This is a genomic window from Amycolatopsis sp. NPDC104863 (assembly GCF_055582965.1).
Genome location: NZ_JBVJOW010000014.1, coordinates 1 through 15,714 on the forward strand (window position 1 = coordinate 1; position 15,714 = coordinate 15,714).

At 70.7% G+C, this 15,714-nt stretch carries 15 protein-coding genes; 4 read left to right on the forward strand and 11 right to left on the reverse strand.

Annotated features, from left to right (window positions below; translation table 11 throughout):
- Positions 1-111 precede the first annotated feature (111 nt).
- The 8 genes from ACZ63J_RS46865 to ACZ63J_RS46900 form a co-directional block, all read right to left on the reverse strand.
- On the reverse strand, positions 112-1,764 hold the full coding sequence (locus tag ACZ63J_RS46865) for a GMC family oxidoreductase N-terminal domain-containing protein (RefSeq protein ID WP_465408783.1): 1,653 nt from the start codon (positions 1,762-1,764) through the stop codon (positions 112-114).
- Positions 1,761-2,330 (reverse strand): DUF5987 family protein, encoded by a 570-nt coding sequence (locus ACZ63J_RS46870; RefSeq protein WP_465408781.1) that lies wholly within the window; start codon positions 2,328-2,330, stop codon positions 1,761-1,763. The genes ACZ63J_RS46865 and ACZ63J_RS46870 overlap by 4 nt, the downstream gene beginning before the upstream one ends.
- A gap of 40 nt (positions 2,331-2,370) precedes the next feature.
- Complete coding sequence (locus tag ACZ63J_RS46875; protein ID WP_465408779.1) at positions 2,371-3,756, reverse strand: cytochrome P450; 1,386 nt, start codon at positions 3,754-3,756, stop codon at positions 2,371-2,373.
- Complete coding sequence (locus tag ACZ63J_RS46880; protein ID WP_465408777.1) at positions 3,753-4,763, reverse strand: enediyne biosynthesis protein; 1,011 nt, start codon at positions 4,761-4,763, stop codon at positions 3,753-3,755. Before ACZ63J_RS46880 ends, ACZ63J_RS46875 begins: the two co-directional genes overlap by 4 nt.
- Before the next feature lie 4 nt (positions 4,764-4,767).
- A complete protein-coding gene (locus ACZ63J_RS46885) occupies positions 4,768-6,741 on the reverse strand; it encodes a CRTAC1 family protein (protein WP_465408775.1) in 1,974 nt (657 codons plus the stop codon).
- On the reverse strand, positions 6,738-7,721 hold the full coding sequence (locus ACZ63J_RS46890; RefSeq protein ID WP_465408773.1) for a DUF1702 family protein: 984 nt from the start codon (positions 7,719-7,721) through the stop codon (positions 6,738-6,740). Before ACZ63J_RS46890 ends, ACZ63J_RS46885 begins: the two co-directional genes overlap by 4 nt.
- Positions 7,722-7,831: 110 nt before the next feature.
- Positions 7,832-8,827, reverse strand: a complete 996-nt coding sequence (locus tag ACZ63J_RS46895; protein WP_465408771.1) for a DUF1702 family protein — start codon at positions 8,825-8,827, stop codon at positions 7,832-7,834.
- A 26-nt stretch (positions 8,828-8,853) separates the two neighbouring features.
- Complete coding sequence (locus ACZ63J_RS46900) at positions 8,854-9,783, reverse strand: helix-turn-helix transcriptional regulator (RefSeq protein ID WP_465408769.1); 930 nt, start codon at positions 9,781-9,783, stop codon at positions 8,854-8,856.
- 493 nt (positions 9,784-10,276) lie between these two features.
- Between ACZ63J_RS46900 and ACZ63J_RS46905 the strand changes: the two genes are divergently transcribed.
- Both ACZ63J_RS46905 and ACZ63J_RS46910 read left to right on the forward strand, forming a co-directional pair.
- Positions 10,277-11,113, forward strand: a complete 837-nt coding sequence (locus ACZ63J_RS46905; RefSeq protein WP_465408768.1) for an AfsR/SARP family transcriptional regulator — start codon at positions 10,277-10,279, stop codon at positions 11,111-11,113.
- A gap of 29 nt (positions 11,114-11,142) precedes the next feature.
- On the forward strand, positions 11,143-11,838 hold the full coding sequence (locus tag ACZ63J_RS46910) for a winged helix-turn-helix transcriptional regulator (RefSeq protein WP_465408766.1): 696 nt from the start codon (positions 11,143-11,145) through the stop codon (positions 11,836-11,838).
- 69 nt (positions 11,839-11,907) lie between these two features.
- Here ACZ63J_RS46910 and ACZ63J_RS46915 read toward each other — a convergent pair whose 3' ends face one another.
- Together ACZ63J_RS46915 and ACZ63J_RS46920 are read right to left on the reverse strand one after the other, a co-directional pair.
- Positions 11,908-13,137: an RNA polymerase sigma factor gene (locus tag ACZ63J_RS46915; RefSeq protein WP_465408764.1), complete on the reverse strand. Its 1,230-nt coding sequence runs from the start codon at positions 13,135-13,137 to the stop codon at positions 11,908-11,910.
- Positions 13,134-13,523 carry a YciI family protein gene (locus ACZ63J_RS46920; protein WP_465408762.1) on the reverse strand — a complete coding sequence of 130 codons (390 nt, stop codon included), beginning with the start codon at positions 13,521-13,523 and terminating at the stop codon, positions 13,134-13,136. The genes ACZ63J_RS46915 and ACZ63J_RS46920 overlap by 4 nt, the downstream gene beginning before the upstream one ends.
- 106 nt (positions 13,524-13,629) lie before the next feature.
- Between ACZ63J_RS46920 and ACZ63J_RS46925 the strand changes: the two genes are divergently transcribed.
- Positions 13,630-14,328, forward strand: a complete 699-nt coding sequence (locus ACZ63J_RS46925; protein WP_465408760.1) for a maleylpyruvate isomerase family mycothiol-dependent enzyme — start codon at positions 13,630-13,632, stop codon at positions 14,326-14,328.
- Positions 14,329-14,331: 3 nt separating this feature from the next.
- Here ACZ63J_RS46925 and ACZ63J_RS46930 read toward each other — a convergent pair whose 3' ends face one another.
- The gene (locus ACZ63J_RS46930) at positions 14,332-14,952 is read right to left on the reverse strand and encodes an L-threonylcarbamoyladenylate synthase (RefSeq protein ID WP_465313281.1); all 621 of its coding nucleotides are present in this window, start codon (positions 14,950-14,952) and stop codon (positions 14,332-14,334) included.
- 145 nt (positions 14,953-15,097) lie between these two features.
- On the opposite strand from ACZ63J_RS46930, the gene ACZ63J_RS46935 reads away from it, so the two are divergent.
- Complete coding sequence (locus ACZ63J_RS46935) at positions 15,098-15,628, forward strand: DUF899 family protein (RefSeq protein ID WP_465342482.1); 531 nt, start codon at positions 15,098-15,100, stop codon at positions 15,626-15,628.
- The last annotated feature ends 86 nt before the right edge of the window (positions 15,629-15,714 follow it).

Consider the following 15,714-nt stretch of genomic DNA (forward strand, 5'->3'; position numbering starts at 1 on the left):
CCCCCCCCCCCCCCCCCCCCCCCCCCCCCCCCCCCCCCCCCCCCCCCCCCCCCCCCCCCCCCCCCCCCCCCCCCCCCCCCCCCCCCCCCCCCCCGAGCCCGTCTCCGTGCATCAGTTGCCGGCCACGAGGTCCAGTTTGGACACCGCGCGGCGGCCGGTGATCGAGCCGTCGGGCGACGGCGCGCCGTACTTGACGTCGACACCGCGGGACTGCAGCTCCCGGACGATGCCCGGGATCGACCGCTCGGCGAGCGCGGCGACGGTCATCGCCGGGTTCACCGTGAGCGCCCCCGGCACCGACGCGCTGTCGGTGACGAAGATGCCCGGGTGGTTGCGCAGCTCGTGGTTCGGGTGCAGCGCGGACGTCGCCGCGTCGTCCCCGATCCGGCACGACGCCAGCGGGTGCACGGTGTACGCGCCGACGACGTCGTTGGTCCACGGCGCGACCTTCGCGAGACCGTCCTTCTCGATGATCGCCTTGCAGTCGGCGTCCGCGAGCGCCCAGCCGTGCCGGGTGTTCTCGGTCGGGTCGTAGCGCAGCGGGCCGCGGCCGAGCATCTGCTGCGAGATGCGGTAGGCGTTGCCGGTCGGCGGCGGGGTGCCGAAGACGCCTTCGTTGTCGTCCTCGGTCATCAGGAAGATCGTGAGCCAGTTGGCCCACTGCTTCAGCAGCTCCTTCTTCTCCGCGCCGTACCAGCGCGGCTCCTCGCCGCCGGGCACCTGGGCGAGGATGGTGCCCAGGCCCGGCGGGAAGTACAACTGCTCCAGCGAGTAGCGCTCGTACTCCGGGAGCGACCCGTCGAGCTTGTCCCAGTTCGCGACGGTCGGGCCCTTGCCGATGTGGTTGGCCGAGTACACCGGACCGTCCTCACGGGACAGTCCGAGCACCTCGCGGACGCGGTCCTCGTCGACGATCGCGGTGTTGAGCCGCTCGCCGTTGCCGGAGAAGTACCGGCCGACGCCGTGCGGCATCTCCCCGAGCGCCGCCTCCGAGCGCTGCAGGATCACCGGGGTCGCGCCGGCGCCCGCGGCGATGATGACGACCTTCGCCTCGATGACGCCGGTGCCGGTGTGCACCCGGTAGTCCTCTTCGTCGACGATGTCGAAGTAGACGCGGTAGCCGCCGTCCTCGGTGCGCTCCAGCCGCTGGACCTCGTGCAGCGGGCGGATCTGCGCGCCGTGCGCGAGCGCGGCCGGCAGGTAGTTCGTCAGCATCGAGCGCTTCGCGTCGAACTTGCAGCCCGCCATCATGAAGTTGCAGTTGACGCAGGTGTCGTTGTCGACGGCGACCGGCGCCGGGTTGGCGGTGCGGCCGGAGTGGTTGCACGCCGCCGCCCACAGCCCACCGGCGTAGGAGACGTCGTTCCAGTCCTGTTTGGACACCGGCAGCGACTCGTCGACGCGGTCGTACCACGGCTCGAGCGAGTCGCGGGAGATCACCGACGGCCACATGCGGCGGCCGATGCTGCCGTGGCGTTCGAAGACGAACCGCGGCGCGCGGGGCATCGCGGCGAAGTACACCACGCTGCCGCCGCCGACGCAGTTGCCGCCGAGCACGCTCATGCCGTCGCCGACGACGAAGTCGAACGCCCGGGTGTAGGACGAGCCGAGCAGGTAGTCGTGCTCGAAGTCGTCCGCGGCGAGCCAGGGCCCGCGCTCCAGGACGGTGACCTTGGCCCCGCCCGCGGCGAGGTGGTAGGCGGGAATCGATCCGCCGAAGCCGCTGCCGACGATGACGACGTCGGTCTTGTCGATGGCACTCATGCGGGGCTCCCCGAGGGCGTCGTGTCCGGGTGGAGGTCGGCCAGCTTGCGGCCGTAGCCGTACTTCGGGAACCGCCAGAACCCGTCGGCGTCCGGGGCTTTGTACCCCAGCGCCAGCAGTCCGGGGTGCCCGTCGCGGATCGCGTCGGCGGTGTGCAGGTGCGCGGCGCTGTCGAAGGCCATGTTGCAGAACAGCGCGAGGCTCACCCAGCCGTCCTTCTCCGGGTGCCCGGGGGTGGTCAGCCGGTGCACCAGCTCGCGGCGGTGCTCGTAGGACAGCGCCACGAACGGCGGCACGTCGTCGTCGAGCGCCAGCTCGACCTCACCCGCGTAGGACTTCGCGTGGTCGTTGAGCGACTGCGCGAGGTAGGGCAGGCCGGCCGTGACGCCGGTCGCGTCGAAGTTCAGCAGGTCGAGCGCCCCCGCCGCCACCGACCCCGGGCCGGGCGCGGCCCCGGCGATCGCGCGGTCCTCCGGGAACCGCTTCTCCCCGGGCACGATCGTGTCCGCGTAGGCCTCGAGGGTCAGGTTCATGACGCGTTCTTCTTCGGTGGCCTCGGGTTGCACCGGCCTACCTCCTCGTCGAATGTCCACAGTAGACTTCTGCTCAAGCGGCTTCGGCTCGCCGCGTCCGCTCCCGGCGGCGCACGGTCATCGGCAGGCCGCCCTTCACCCGCAGCGAAAGCATCGCCTCGGGCTCGACGACCTTGCCCGCCACCTTGCTCAGCTGAAGGTCCCGCGAGGCCATCGCCAGCACGAAGACCGCCTCCATCACGCCGAGGCTGTTGCCGATGCAGAACCGCGGCCCGGCGCCGAAGGGCACGTAGGCGTAGCGCGGCGGCCGCCCGGCCGGGTTGGCCGGGTCGAACCGGCCCGGGTCGAAGCGTTCGGCGTCGGCCCAGAAGTCCGGGTGCCGGTGCAGCGTGTAGGGCACCACGACGACGTCGGAGCCGGCCGGCACGTGGTACCCGCCGATCTCGTCGTCGGCCTGGGCGATCCGCGGCAGCAGCCACACCGGCGGGTACAGTCGCATGACCTCCTCGACGACGGCCACGGTGTAGCTCAGCCGCCGCAGGTCCTCGTGCTCGGGCAGCCGGTCGCCGAGCACCTCGACGGCTTCGGCGTGCAGCCGCTCGCCGACCTCCGGGTGCTCGTCGATCAGGTGGAACGCCCAGCCGAGCGTGCTCGCCGTCGTCTCGTGCCCGGCCAGCAGCAGGGTGATCAGCTCGTCACGCATGCGTTCCCGCGAAGCGCCGTCCGTGGAACCGGACGCGATCAGCCGCGACAGCACGTCTTCGCCGCCTTCGACGGGGTTCGCGAGCCGCTGGTCCACCAGCTCCTCGGCGATCCGCCGCAGCTCGTCACGCGCGGTCCGGAACTCCACCTGCTTCTTCAGCGGCACCCACTGCGGCACCATGCTCAGCGTGACCGCCTCGAACATGGCCTGGTCCTGCACGGCCTCGAACGAGTGGCCCAACGTCTCGTACCCGCCGAGCTCGGCGTCGAGCAGCGTCTTGCCGAGCACCCCGAGGGTCAGCCCGGTCATCTCGTGCAGGATCTCGACCGGCCCGTCGTACTCGGCCAGGCGCTTGACCAGAGCGTCCACTTCGGACGCCACGACCGCGGCCTGCCGCGAGATCCGCTTCGGCTGGAACACCGGCTGGATGGTCCGGCGCTGCTTCTTCCAGATCTCGCCGTCACTGGTGAGCAGGCCGTCGCCGAGGGCCCGGCGGGCCTCCTGCAGGCCGATGCCCTTGTGGTAGTTCGCGGCGTTGTCCGCGAGCACGTGCTTGGCGAGGTCGGGGTGGTTGACCAGGTACATCGCCTTCGGTCCGATGGCGATGCGGACGACGTCGCCGTAGGTCTCGGCGTTGTCGCCCATGAGCGCCAGCCGGTCGGTGAAGAGCTGCTTCAACAACCGGAAGGTCGCCCGGCGCGGCGGCCCGGGCGGCGCGGTGTGCGCCGCCCGGGCTTCGTGCTGCGATCCGGTCATGCCGCGATCGCTCCCGGCTTTTCGTCGTCGTCTTCGGACTTCGCCGGCGGGGCGAGCTCGAGCTTGGCCTTCTGCTCGGCCTGCTCGGCCTCGAACTTGATCCGCGCCTTGTTCGAGAAGTGCAGGCCCCACAGGAAGGCCCCGCGGATCAGGCACACGGTCGCGGTGGCCAGGAACAGCCCGTACGCGACGTGCACCGCGGTGAAGAAGCCGTACGCCAGGGCCACCCCCGCGCCGAAGGCGAACTGCGAGCCCTTCTTCGACGGCGAGGTGCCCGGGTCGGTCACCATGTAGTTCGTGTAGAGCACGAACGCGATCCCGGTGCCCATCGCCAGCGCGCCCGGGATGGACGTGCCGAACAGCCAGCCACGGACGAAGGCCTGGATCACGAAGAAGCTCAGCCAGCCCGCGATCAGGAACATCCGGTTGGTCAGCAGCGCGTTGAGCACCGTGCCCGAGATCAGGATGATCGCGACGATCAGCCAGCCGCCCCAGGTCGCGATCTGCTCGCTGAAGTGGTACGGCGGGGCGATGCTGGCCCACGGGAAGAACAGCAGGATGATCGTGATGCCGAAGTTCGACGGGTTCATGTAGTGGCGCATGCGGCCGTACACCGGCGCCTGCAGGACCCACTTCGCGCCGACCGCCACGACCACGCCGAAGATCATCACGAGGATGCGGTCGTTGACGTAGGTCAGCATGTTCAGGGCGAGACCGGTGATGTGCGCCGGCAGCAGGAACTCCACGAGCCCCTTGAACCCGTTGCCCTTGAACCGGACCTGGCGGTCGGTCACCCGGGCGTTGATGATCTCGAGGACGATCTCCGTGGTGTACGCGGTCGCCAGCGCGACGAACGGGTACAGCCACGGCTGCTCGAACCCGAGGATCGTGTAGCCGATGATGTTGAAGATCGTGATCGAGATCGCGAACCGGCGAAGCGCGGTGACGACCTTGTTCGTCCGCTTCGGTGGCGCGGTGTCCACTTTGGTCAGAGTCGGGGTGGTCATGCCGTCACATCTCTTCCATCGCCGTGGTGCCGAGCTGGTACATGTGGCAACCGGGTTCGAGCTTCAGGTTCTGCGTCCGCAGCTGCCCGGTGCGGTCCCGCCACTGCAGGTGCACGTCGAGCGGGCCCTTGACGTCGTGACCGAGACCGATCTGGACGTCGAAGCTGCGCCGGCCGGCCTCCCCGCTGCTGCCGTCGACCCGGCCGAGGTACTTCTTGCCGTCCGAGGTCGTCACGGTGACCTGCGCGCCGATCGCCGGGCTGCCGGCCGCCGGCAGCGCGCCGGGCGCGACCGGGGCGTCGGTGGTCAGCTTCAGCTGCAGGTACTTGCCCGGGTTCGGGCTGTCGTTGTGGTAGAAGATCGGCGCTTCCCACTGCCGCGCGACCGCGAACTCGGGCAGGCCGTCACCGTTGGTGTCACCGACCCCGATGCCGCGGGTGGGCACCGGAACCGCCAGGCCCAGCTGCGGGCCGAGGTCGGTGTAGCGGCCGTCCGGGCTCTTCACGAAGAAGTGGAACGTCTGGTCCCCGCCGATGTCGTCACCGGCGCGGGCGTTCGGCCACCAGAACGGGTTGGACAGCAGGCCGTCGTTGGCCGTGGCCAGCTCCTGCAGGTTCGGCCAGCGGTTGACCTGGCCCTTGACGAACCCGGTCGCCTGGGCGATCTGGTTCTCACCGCTGTTGTTGAAGTCCTGGATCTTGACGTCCCAGCCCCAGCCGGACCAGGCCGTGCCGGTCGAGCCGCTGGTGTCCTCGAACGGCGCGACACCGTTCTTGAACTGCGAGGTCAGGTCCTGGTTGTTCTTCGACTTGTTCATGAACTGGAAGTTCGACTCTTCGATGCCCCACGACGTCGTGATGTTGCTGACGAACAGGTCGTAGAGGCCGTCGTGGTTCAGGTCGCCGAAGTCGACGCCCATGCCCTTGAAGGAGTCGTGGCCCAGCACCTTCGACTTGGGGTCGGTGATCCCGCGGACCCCGGTGACCTCGCCGAACTCGATGTGGCCCGGTGTCGACTTGTTGTAGAGGAAGTGGTCGTGCCCGAAGTCGTTGGCGATGTAGAGCTCGGGCAGGTTGTCCCCGTCGACGTCGGTCGCGCTGGAGGCCAGCGTCCAGCCGAGGCGCGCGCTTTCCGGGATGCCCTGGGACGCGTCCACGAACTGCGCGCTCGGGTTGGCCCCGGTCGTGGCGCCCGTCCAGCGGTAGATGTACTTCTCGCCCGAGTTCGTCGCGTGCGACATCGACTGGTTCAGCGTGATGCCGCCGTCGGCGTTCGGGTCGAGGACCTTGCTGTCGGGGAAGTAGTTCCCGACGAAGATGTCGACGTGGCCGTCGCCGTCGAAGTCGCCGATGGTGACGGAGTCGGTGTTCCACAGCGGGCCGTTGTACTTGCCGTCGGCGCCGCGGTGGTTGCCCGGCACCAGCTCGGTCGGCACGAACGCCGAAGCGTCGAACTTCGTCGCACCCGGCTTCTGCATGAACAGCACCGGGGTCCGGCCCCAGTAGTAGGCGAGGATGTCCGTGCGGCCGTCCTCGTTGAAGTCACCGGGGACGCAGCCCATCGGCGCCATGTAGTCCCACGTCGCCAGCGTCGGCGAGGGGTCGAGCGCGAACGGCGCGTACCGCGGGCCGGAGTCCGGCGTCGGCGTGATGACGACCTGGTCGCTGCGCGGGTCGACCAGGCAGATGTCGTTGGCCTTGCCGCTGCCGCTGATGTCGTTGATCGCGATCGCGGCGCCGACCGAGGAGATCCACGCGGCGATGTGCTCGTACTCCTTGTTCACCGTCCGGATCGACTGCGCCTTCTTCGCCGGCGGCAGCGCGATGCTCATCGGGGTGAAGGCGAACTTGCTCGCCATCTGGTCCTGTTCGGCGGCCGAGACGCGGGGCAGCTGGGCGACCGTGAAGAGGCCGAGGATCAGCACCAGCGCCACGATGCCCGCCAGCTGCTTGCGCAGCCAGCCCAAGGTCGCGGTCATTTCGTCTTCCCTCCGTGCTTGAGGACTTCTTCGGCGATCCGCTGCCGCCAGGTTTCGAACGCCGGCACGTCGTCACCGTCGACGACGACGGCCGGGCGGACCTCCTGGGTGATCTCCGCCGCGCGTTCGGCGGACACCCCGCAGATCGCCCGGGCCGCCATCTCGGTCTCCGGGATCATCAGGCCCGAGCGCACCCGGCACTCGGCCGCGAAAGCGCTGCCCTGGGCCAGCTGCCCGTGGTGGATGCCGGCGCGGTCGACCAGCTCCCCCAGCTCCTCGGCGGTGACCCCGCACGCGTAGGTCGAGGCGAGCCCCACCCCGGCGTACAGGTCGCCGTGGCGCGACTCGGGGAACGCTTCGATCGCCTTGGCCACCAAGGAGACGTCGGTGCCGTTGATGAACCACAGCGCCCGGCCGATGCCCTGGTCGATGGCCCGCAGCGCGTACCCGTCGTACCGCCGGTCCGGCCAGGAAAAGCCGAGCTCCTGGTGCTGTTCGCCGATGTACTTGGCGGTCTTGAAGTACGCCTGGTGGAAGCCGTAGCCGTCCAGCACCAGCCACCGCAGCAGCGGGTCGAAGGCCGAAGCCTTCGGCCACGCGAACCGCGGGAGCCGGCACATGGCCCAGCCGACCCCGACGTAGATGATGTAGTCGTGCTTCTCGCCGGGGCCCGCCAGGAACTCCGCGATGTTCGTGCTCTTGCCGAACGGCAGCCCGTCGAGGACGCCGTACCCCATTCCCGCGCCTTCGTAGGCGAACCCGCGGAACTGCGTGGGGATGCGCTCGAGCCATTCCTCGGCCTGCTCGACCGAGCGCGCCTCGACCGCGTGCGCGTACCCGAGGAGGAACTTCTCCCCGACCGTCTCGAGTCGTTCTTGAGCGGCTGGGCTCTTGCGGTGGAAACCCCGCTTCTCCAGCGAAGTCTCCGAGACATCCGGTGTCAGGATGCGGCGTCTGAGCGCGCGCCAACCATTGCCCAACGCACTCTCCCCCTTACGGGTCGAATTGGATGAGGTGCAGCTCTTTCCGTTCTACGGTCACAGATCCGCTGGTCAGCGGTCTACTCCACGGTTGCGTGCGATCACCGGGCTCAGCCGGCGAGACGCTGCGCACCGCTGGAGAACTCCGCGCGGATCCGGGCCCGCCACAGTTCGTAGGGCGGTTCCGGCCCGTCGTCGCCGTCCGCCCGCTCGGTGCGGTCGCCGACGTTCTGCGCCGCCTGCACGGAAAGGTCGAGCAGCACCCCGGCGGCGAGGTGGGTGTGGGCGGGCACGTACTCGGAGTACGTCCGCGCCTTGACCGCGAACACCACGCCGAGGGCGAGCTCGTCGTAGTACTCCCCGGACAGCCGGCGCAGCTCCGCCAGGCCACTTTGGTCGGCGCCGCCGGCGAACGTCGCGGCGAGGCCGACCCCGCTCCAGAGGTCCGCCTGGCGCGCTTCGGGGAACCGTCCGACCGCCTCGGCCACCGCCGCCGGGTTCCCGCCGTTGATGAACCACAGCGCCCGGCCGACGCCCTGGTCGAACGCGCGGGCGAAGTACTCCGGGCGCCCGGCCCACGGGTAGGGCTCCGGCTCGGCCTGCTCGTCGATCCACTTCTTCGTGTCGAAGTAGGCGCGGTCGAACCCGAACCCGTCGACGGCGAGCCAGCTCATCACCGGGTGGTAGGCCACCCCGGACAGCTCGGGCAGGATGTTCTTCCACAGTGGACGCGGCAGCCGCGCCATCGCGAAGCCGATCCCGATGTAGGTCAGGAAGATGTGCGGCTGGGCCGGACCCTCCAGCAGCTCACGCGTCCGGTTGCGGCCGCCGCCCGGCATGGCGTCGAGGATGGAGTAACCCATCGTCGCGCCTTCGTAGGCGAAACCGCGCTGCTCCGGCTCGACCAGCGCGAGCCGCCGCTCGAGCTCCCACAGCGACGCGCCTTCGATCGCCCACTCGAACCCGACCACCACCGCTTGCGGCACCGCCTCCAGCCGGGCCGTCGCGGCGGTGGGAGTGACCGGGAACCCGCGCTCGGCGAACCCGACCGACGCGAGCGAAGGGGCCAGGAAGCGCTTGCGCAGCACTCCGATGAAAGTAGACATCATCCGTCCTCGTGTGTTCGGCGGGATCAGGCGACAGAACGCAGGTGCGACCGCTGCGCCGCGGCGAGCATCCGCTGGTCGGCGGGCGACTGCCGGGAGGCGAGGGTGATCGCGATCGGCGGGTCGGTCAGCGCCGGCGGCCGCATCCGCATGGTCACCTCGGCGGGCTCGAACCCCGTCACCGTCGCCAGCTCGCTGGCGATCGTGAACGCCGGGCCGGCCGGCGTGCCGCGGAAGGTGCCGTGGTCGGCGACCGCGATCACCGTCCAGGTGCCTTCGGGCACCCCGTCGATCGTCAGCTCGGAGGACTGGACGTCCGCCAGCCCGCCGAAGGCGACCGGCCCGCTCTGCGGCACCGCGTCGGCGAACACGCCGACGAGCACGTTGGCCGAAGTCGCTTCCGCGGGCATGTTCAGCCGCACGGTGAGCCGGGAGGACCCGGGCTTCAGCGCCGCGCACGAGCTGCCGGCCTCCCGCAGGGACCGCAGCGACGGCAGCCGCTGGAAGTGCGCCGAATGCGCCACCAGCAGTTCACCGACCTCGGGTTCGCGGTACTCGGTCGGGGTCATCCCGACCGTCCGGAGGAACCGGCTCGTGAAGGTGCCCACGCTGCTGTAGCCGACGCTGCAGACGATGTCCGACACCGTCAGCGAAGTCGTCAGCAGCAGCCGCTTCGCTTCGAACAGCCGCACGGCGGTGAGAAACCGCCCCGGCGTCACCCCGGTCGCCTTGGCGAAGATGCGTGAGAAGTGGAACGGGCTCACGTACACCTCGGACGCCAAGGCCGACAGGGTGATCGGCTCGAAGTAGCGGTCCAGTATCATCTTGATCGCGCGCAGGACCGCGGGCTGGACAACTCTTTCCGAGTCCTGGTCCGCCGCCCAGCCGGGTCGCTCCACGACCGCCGACGGCTCGGTCTCGTCGGCGCCCCCGGACGTTACCGATCGCAAGATCATCAGTCCAACCTCGAATCCTTACCGACGTCATTTCCCTCCTCGTCAGGTAAGACGGCGAAACTCGCGGACCGATGGAGGCTCGGAAGAAGCCGCCGCGGGCCCGGAAACGCACCAGTGCGCAGGTCCCCGTTCCCCGGGTGCGAAACGCACGGGGAACGGCGTGCGAAACGCACGGGCTCGTTTTGAAATACGCCCGCGCACGGCGAGTGACAGGGGCGTGCCGCTCAGCCCGCCGCCCGCCCGGGAAGATCAGACCCGCCAGGAACGCCCGGTCCGGCCTGGCCACACGCCGTGTCCCGCGCCCGGCGTGGACGTGACCGATGCACGGGGCCGCCGGGCGAAACGCATCTCGAGTCTGGTGGACGGCTCACTGGCTGCGGTCCCCCGGCTCTGTCACATTCGACGTTGGACAGCCACGGGCTTGGTTTTCGGCCCGGCAGGGCTTCACTGGGGAGCTCGAGTCATCGCAGCGGGAACACTGGAGGCGCCCGGCATGTACTCCGCCAAAAAGGTAACGGACGGACTGGTCGGTGTGACCGAGCGGCCGGTGGAACCACTCGAAAGTGCGGTCAGCTTCACGGTGCTCGGCCCGCTCGGCGTGCACCGCGACGGGGTCGATCTCGCACCCACGACGCCCAAGCTGCTGCAGCTGCTGGCGCTGCTGGTGCTGCGGCCCGGGAAGATGGTGCAGGTCGACGCGATCGCCCAGGAGCTCTGGGCCAGCACGCCACCCCGCACGATGCGGACCACGCTGCACACCTACGTGTACCACCTGCGCCGGTGCATCGAGGAGAACGGGCTGGGCGACGGCACCGAGTCGATGCTGCTCACCAAGGCGCCCGGGTACGTCTTCCAGATCGACCCGGCGCAGGTCGACGTCTTCCGCTTCGGCCGGCTGCAGCAGGAAGGCCAGGAGCTGCTGCGGGCCGGCGACCACCCGGCCGCGGTGGAGCGCTTCCGCGCGGCGCTGGACCTGTGGACCGGGCCGCCGCTGGCGAACGTGCCGTGCGGCCCGGTGCTCGCGCCGTACACGATGGAACTGCTGGAGCAGCAGCGGAACACGCTGCACATGCTCATCGAAGCCGAGATCCACAGCGGGAACCACCGCGAGCTGATCGGCGAGCTGCGTTCGCTGTCGGCGGGCAACCCGCTCGACGAAGCGCTGCACGGCCAGCTGATGCGGGCCCTGGGCCGCAGTGGCCGCCGGTCCGACGCGATGGCCGTGTACCGCAGTCTCCGCAAGCGGCTGAGCGAAGAGCTGGGCGTCGAGCCGTGCGACGAGCTGCAAGTGCTGCACCGCGACTTGATTTCCGAAGGCGACCACCACTGAAACCGCACCACCGCACGAAGTGAGGAACGATGACCGCACAAACCCGCACCTATGGTCAGTTCTGCGGCGTGGCCCGCGCGCTCGAGCTCATCGGCGAACGCTGGGCGTTGCTCGTGGTGCGTGACCTGGTGTTCGGCCCGAAGCGCTACACCGAGCTGCAGGCCGGGCTGCCGAAGATCCCGCCGAGCATCCTTTCCGCGCGGCTCAACGAGATGGAGTCGGCCGGCGTGATCCGCCGCCGCGTCCGCGCCGACCTCGACGCCGGCCTGGTGTACGAGCTCACCGAGTACGGCGCCGAGCTCGACCACATCCTGCTCGACCTCGGCCTGTGGGGCGCGCGCTCGCTCAGCCACCCCGGCCCGGACGACGTCTTCACCCTGGACGCGGCGATCCTTTCGCTGTACACGACGTTCCAGAGCGAGGCGGCGGGCGCGGTCCAGGTGACGTTCGAGATCCAGTACCACGACACGATGATCGTCCACGCGATGGTCGACGACGGCGCGCTCAAGGTCTCGGAAGGCCGCCACGCGGCGGCGGACCTGGTCATCCGCGCGGGTCAGGGCCCGGCCCTGCTCGACCTGATCGGCGGCCAGGTCACCCCGGCCGACGCGGTGGCGACGGGCCTGGTCTCGATCGAGGGCGACGTCCGCGACCTCGAGCTGTTCACCCGGCTGTTCCGCCTCACCGCGGCCCCGGCGCCCGAGGAGGGTGTCGTCCTCCGCTGAGCGTCCACTGAGGACAGATCGGGAAGGACCCGCCCGGCACTCGGCCCCGGGCGGGCCCTTCGCGCGCCTTCAGCCCAGCCGGGACGCCCGCTCCTCCAGATACCGTTGCTCCGGCACACTTTCCGTGCGCCCCGCCGCCCGCCGGTAGCACTCCCGGGCCGCCTCGTGATCCCCCGCCAGCTCCAGCAGGTGCGCCCGGACCGCATCAAACCGATGTCCCTGCTTCATCCGGCTGTCCCCGGAAATCGTGTCCAGCAGCGCCAGCCCGCGCTCCGGGCCGTCGACCATGGACACCGCGATCGCCTGGTTCAGCGTCACCACCGGGCTGGGCGTGAGCTCCTGCAGCACCTCGTACAGCTGCGCGATCTGCACCCAGTCGGTCGTCTCCGCGCTCGGCGCCTCGTCGTGCAGGGCCGCGATCGCCGCCTGAACCTGGTACGGGCCCACCGGACCGCTCCCGAGCGTCCGGCCGATCAGCGCCGCGCCCTCCGCGATCATCCGCCGGTCCCAGCCTTCGCGGTCCTGCTCGGACAGCGGCACCAGCTCGCCGCGGGGACCCGTGCGGGCTTCGCGGCGGGCGTCGGTGAGGAGCATGAGCGCGAGCAGCCCGGCCACCTCGCCGTCGCCGTCGCGGTGGGCGCGCACTGCCCGGGTCAGCCGGATCGCCTCCTGCGCGAGCCCCGGCACCTGCAGGTCGGTGCCGGACGTCGCCGTGTACCCCTCGTTGAAGATCAGGTACAGCACCTGCAGCACGACCCGCAGCCGCTCGGGGTACTCCGCCGCCGCGGGCTCGCCGAACGTCGACCCGGCGGCCGCGATGCTCTCCTTGGCGCGGGTGATGCGCCGGGTCATCGTCGCTTCCGGGACGAGGAACGCCTTCGCGATCTGCGCGGTCGTCAGGCCGCCCACCGCGCGCAGCGTCAGCGCCACCTGGGACGGCGGCGAAACCGCCGGGTGGCAGCACAGGAACAGCAGCGTGAGGGTGTCGTCCTCGTCGGGCGCCCGGTCTTCGCCCGGTCCCGCCACCACCGGCTCCGGCACGGCGACCGTCTCTTCGCGACGCCGGCGCGCGCTTTCGCTGCGCCAGAGGTCGGTCAGCCGCCGCGCGGCGACCGTGACGAGCCAGCTGTGCGGGTTCTCCGGCACCCCGTCGGCCGGCCACTGCACCGACGCGGCGATGAGCGCTTCCTGCACCGCGTCCTCGCACGCGTCGAACTGGCCGTAGCGGCGCACCAGGGCGCCGAGCACGCGCGGCACGAGCGGCCGGAGCACCGCGCCGACGTCGATCGGGCCGCTCACCCGCCGGTGTACTCGGATTCGGCCGCCGCGTCGGCGAAGAACACCACCGGCCGGACCTCGATGCCGAGCCCCTTGATCTTCGCGTCCGGGATCATCGCCGCCACCTCGCACGCCCGCTCCTGGCTGGCGCATTCGACGAGGTAGTACCCGGCGAGGAACTCCTTCGACTCGGCGAACGGACCGTCGGTGACCGCCGGGACGCCGTCGGTCACCCGGACCACGACGCTCTTCGCCGGCGCGTCCAGCGCCTGGGTGCTGACCAGCTCGCCGGACTCCCGGATCCGACGGATGAACTCGCCGTGCCCGGTCATCACGTCTTCCTTGTCGGCCTCCGGGAGGGCGTCCCAGATGTCGGGGTTCATGTGCATCACCAGCAGGAACTTCATCGTCGCCGTCTCCCCGCGCTCGCGTCCGTCTGGTGGCGAACATAGCTGATCAGGCAAGGCAATCCACGAGTGGTCGCCGGTCGGTCACCACGGGCAGCATCGCGGGATGCAAGACGTTTTCACCGACCTCGCCACCGACGCGGACGCCCTCGTCGACCTCCTCCGCGAGCACGAAGGAAAAGTGATGCTGCCCGTCGGGCGGGCGATCACGGGCCACCTCGCCGAGCTGACGGTCGTGGCCCGCCGGGTGGTGCTGAGCGTCGAAGGGGACTCGAGCGAGCACGCGCCCCGCATCACCGACTCCGGGATCCTCGGCGACGCCGTGGTCGGCTGGCGGTCGGAGCACCGGAAGGCCACCGAGCTGCTGGCCGCCGCGACCACCGACATCCGCTGGCCGGGCGGGCCGCTGCGGCCGTCCCTGCTCGCCGCCGCCCTGCTGACCGCGCTGTTCGCCCGCGGCCAGGACATCGCCGACGCCCTGGGTGTCTCCCCGGCCCGCGGCGACAGCGTCGGGCACGTCTCCTACTACGGCGTCCGCAGCCGCGACGACGCCTACTTCGCCCAGGACAGCGCCGTGCCCGGGCCGTTCCGGTTCGAGCTCACCGCGCCGTCGGGCGAGCAGTGGAACTTCGGCCCGGAGGACGCGGTGGGCCGGATCGCCGGGCCCGCCGAGGACTTCTGCCTGCTGTTCACCGGCCGCCGCGCGCCCGGCGAGCTGGCCCTCACCGCCGAGGGCGAGGCCGCCGCCTGGGCGGAACTGCTGCGCCCGCCCCGGAATCCACTCTGGACGTCCGAAGTGGACTGACGCTCAGGCGAAGCGGTCCGGGTCGCCGGCCCCGCGGCGGATGATCTCGGCCTCGCCCGAGGAGAAGTCCACCACCGTCGTCGGCTCGACACCGCACTCGCCGGAGTCGACCACCGCGTCGAGGACGTGGTCGAGCTCTTCCTTGATCTCCCAGCCCTGGGTCAGCGGCTCGGGCACGTCGGGCAGCAGCAGCGTGCTCGACACGAGCGGTTCGCCGAGCTCCGCGAGCAGCGCCTGCGTGACGACGTGCTCCGGGATCCGCACGCCCACGGTCTTCTTCTTCTCGTGCATCAGCCGCCGCGGCACCTCCTTGGTGGCCGGCAGGATGAACGTGTAGCTGCCCGGAGTGGCCGCCTTGATCGCGCGGAACACCGAGTTGTCCACGATGACGAACTGGCCGAGCTGCGCGAAGTCCTGGCAGACCAGCGTGAAGTGGTGCCGCCGGTCGAGCTTGCGGATCGAGCGGATCCGCTCGAGACCGTCCTGGTTGTCCAGCCGGCAGCCCAGCGCGTAACACGAGTCGGTCGGGTACGCGATCAGGCCGTCCTGGCGCACGAGGTCCGCGATCTGGCCGACGGCGCGGCGCTGGGGGTTGTCCGGGTGAACGTCGAAGTACCTCGCCATAACCGCAAAGCCTAGGCTCCGGGCCCGGACCCGCCCGGCGGCGGGGGCGTCTCCCACCTTGCTGTAGTAGCCCCCGAACGGGTGACTGCGGGCAGGTCAGGCCGCACACTTCGAAGGCGAACAGTGCTGCCACCCGGAGGCGATGATGACCGAACTGGTGCTGCCCCAGCTGATCGAACCGAAACCACCCCGGCCTCGCGCCGTCGCCGCGAACGCCTACGAGTTCGTGGGCCCGGCGGGCCGGGTGACCCTCGCCGGGTTGTTCGGCGGCCGCCGCCGGCTCGCGGTGCACCACACGATGCCGTGCCGCACCCGCCACGGGGCGGCCCTGCCGGCCGCGCGGGTCGCCGCCGGCCTGCACACCGCGGGCACCCGGCTGGTGCTCGTCTCCCACGCGCCGTACGCGAAGGTCGAGCAGTACGGCCGCCACTTCGGCTGGGGCCTGCCGGGGTATTCGGCCGTGGGCGCCGGGTTCGGCGCGGACTTCCCGGCGACCCTGCACCTCGAGGGCGCCTGCTGCGGCGACCGCGGCGGGCGGGACGACCGCGACGAGACGCCGGGGTTGAGTTTTTTCGCACTGGACGGGGCAGTGGTGACCCACCTGGGGTCGATCGCCGTGCCGTACCTGGATTTCCTCGAGCTCGCCGACGTCACCGGTGACCGCCGCCTGGGCTGAGCGGCGGCCCGCGCTTCCGGCCCGCACGGCGGAAAGGGCTACGCACGGCCGCTCTTCGCCGTATTGGCGGACTGCCGACATGAGAT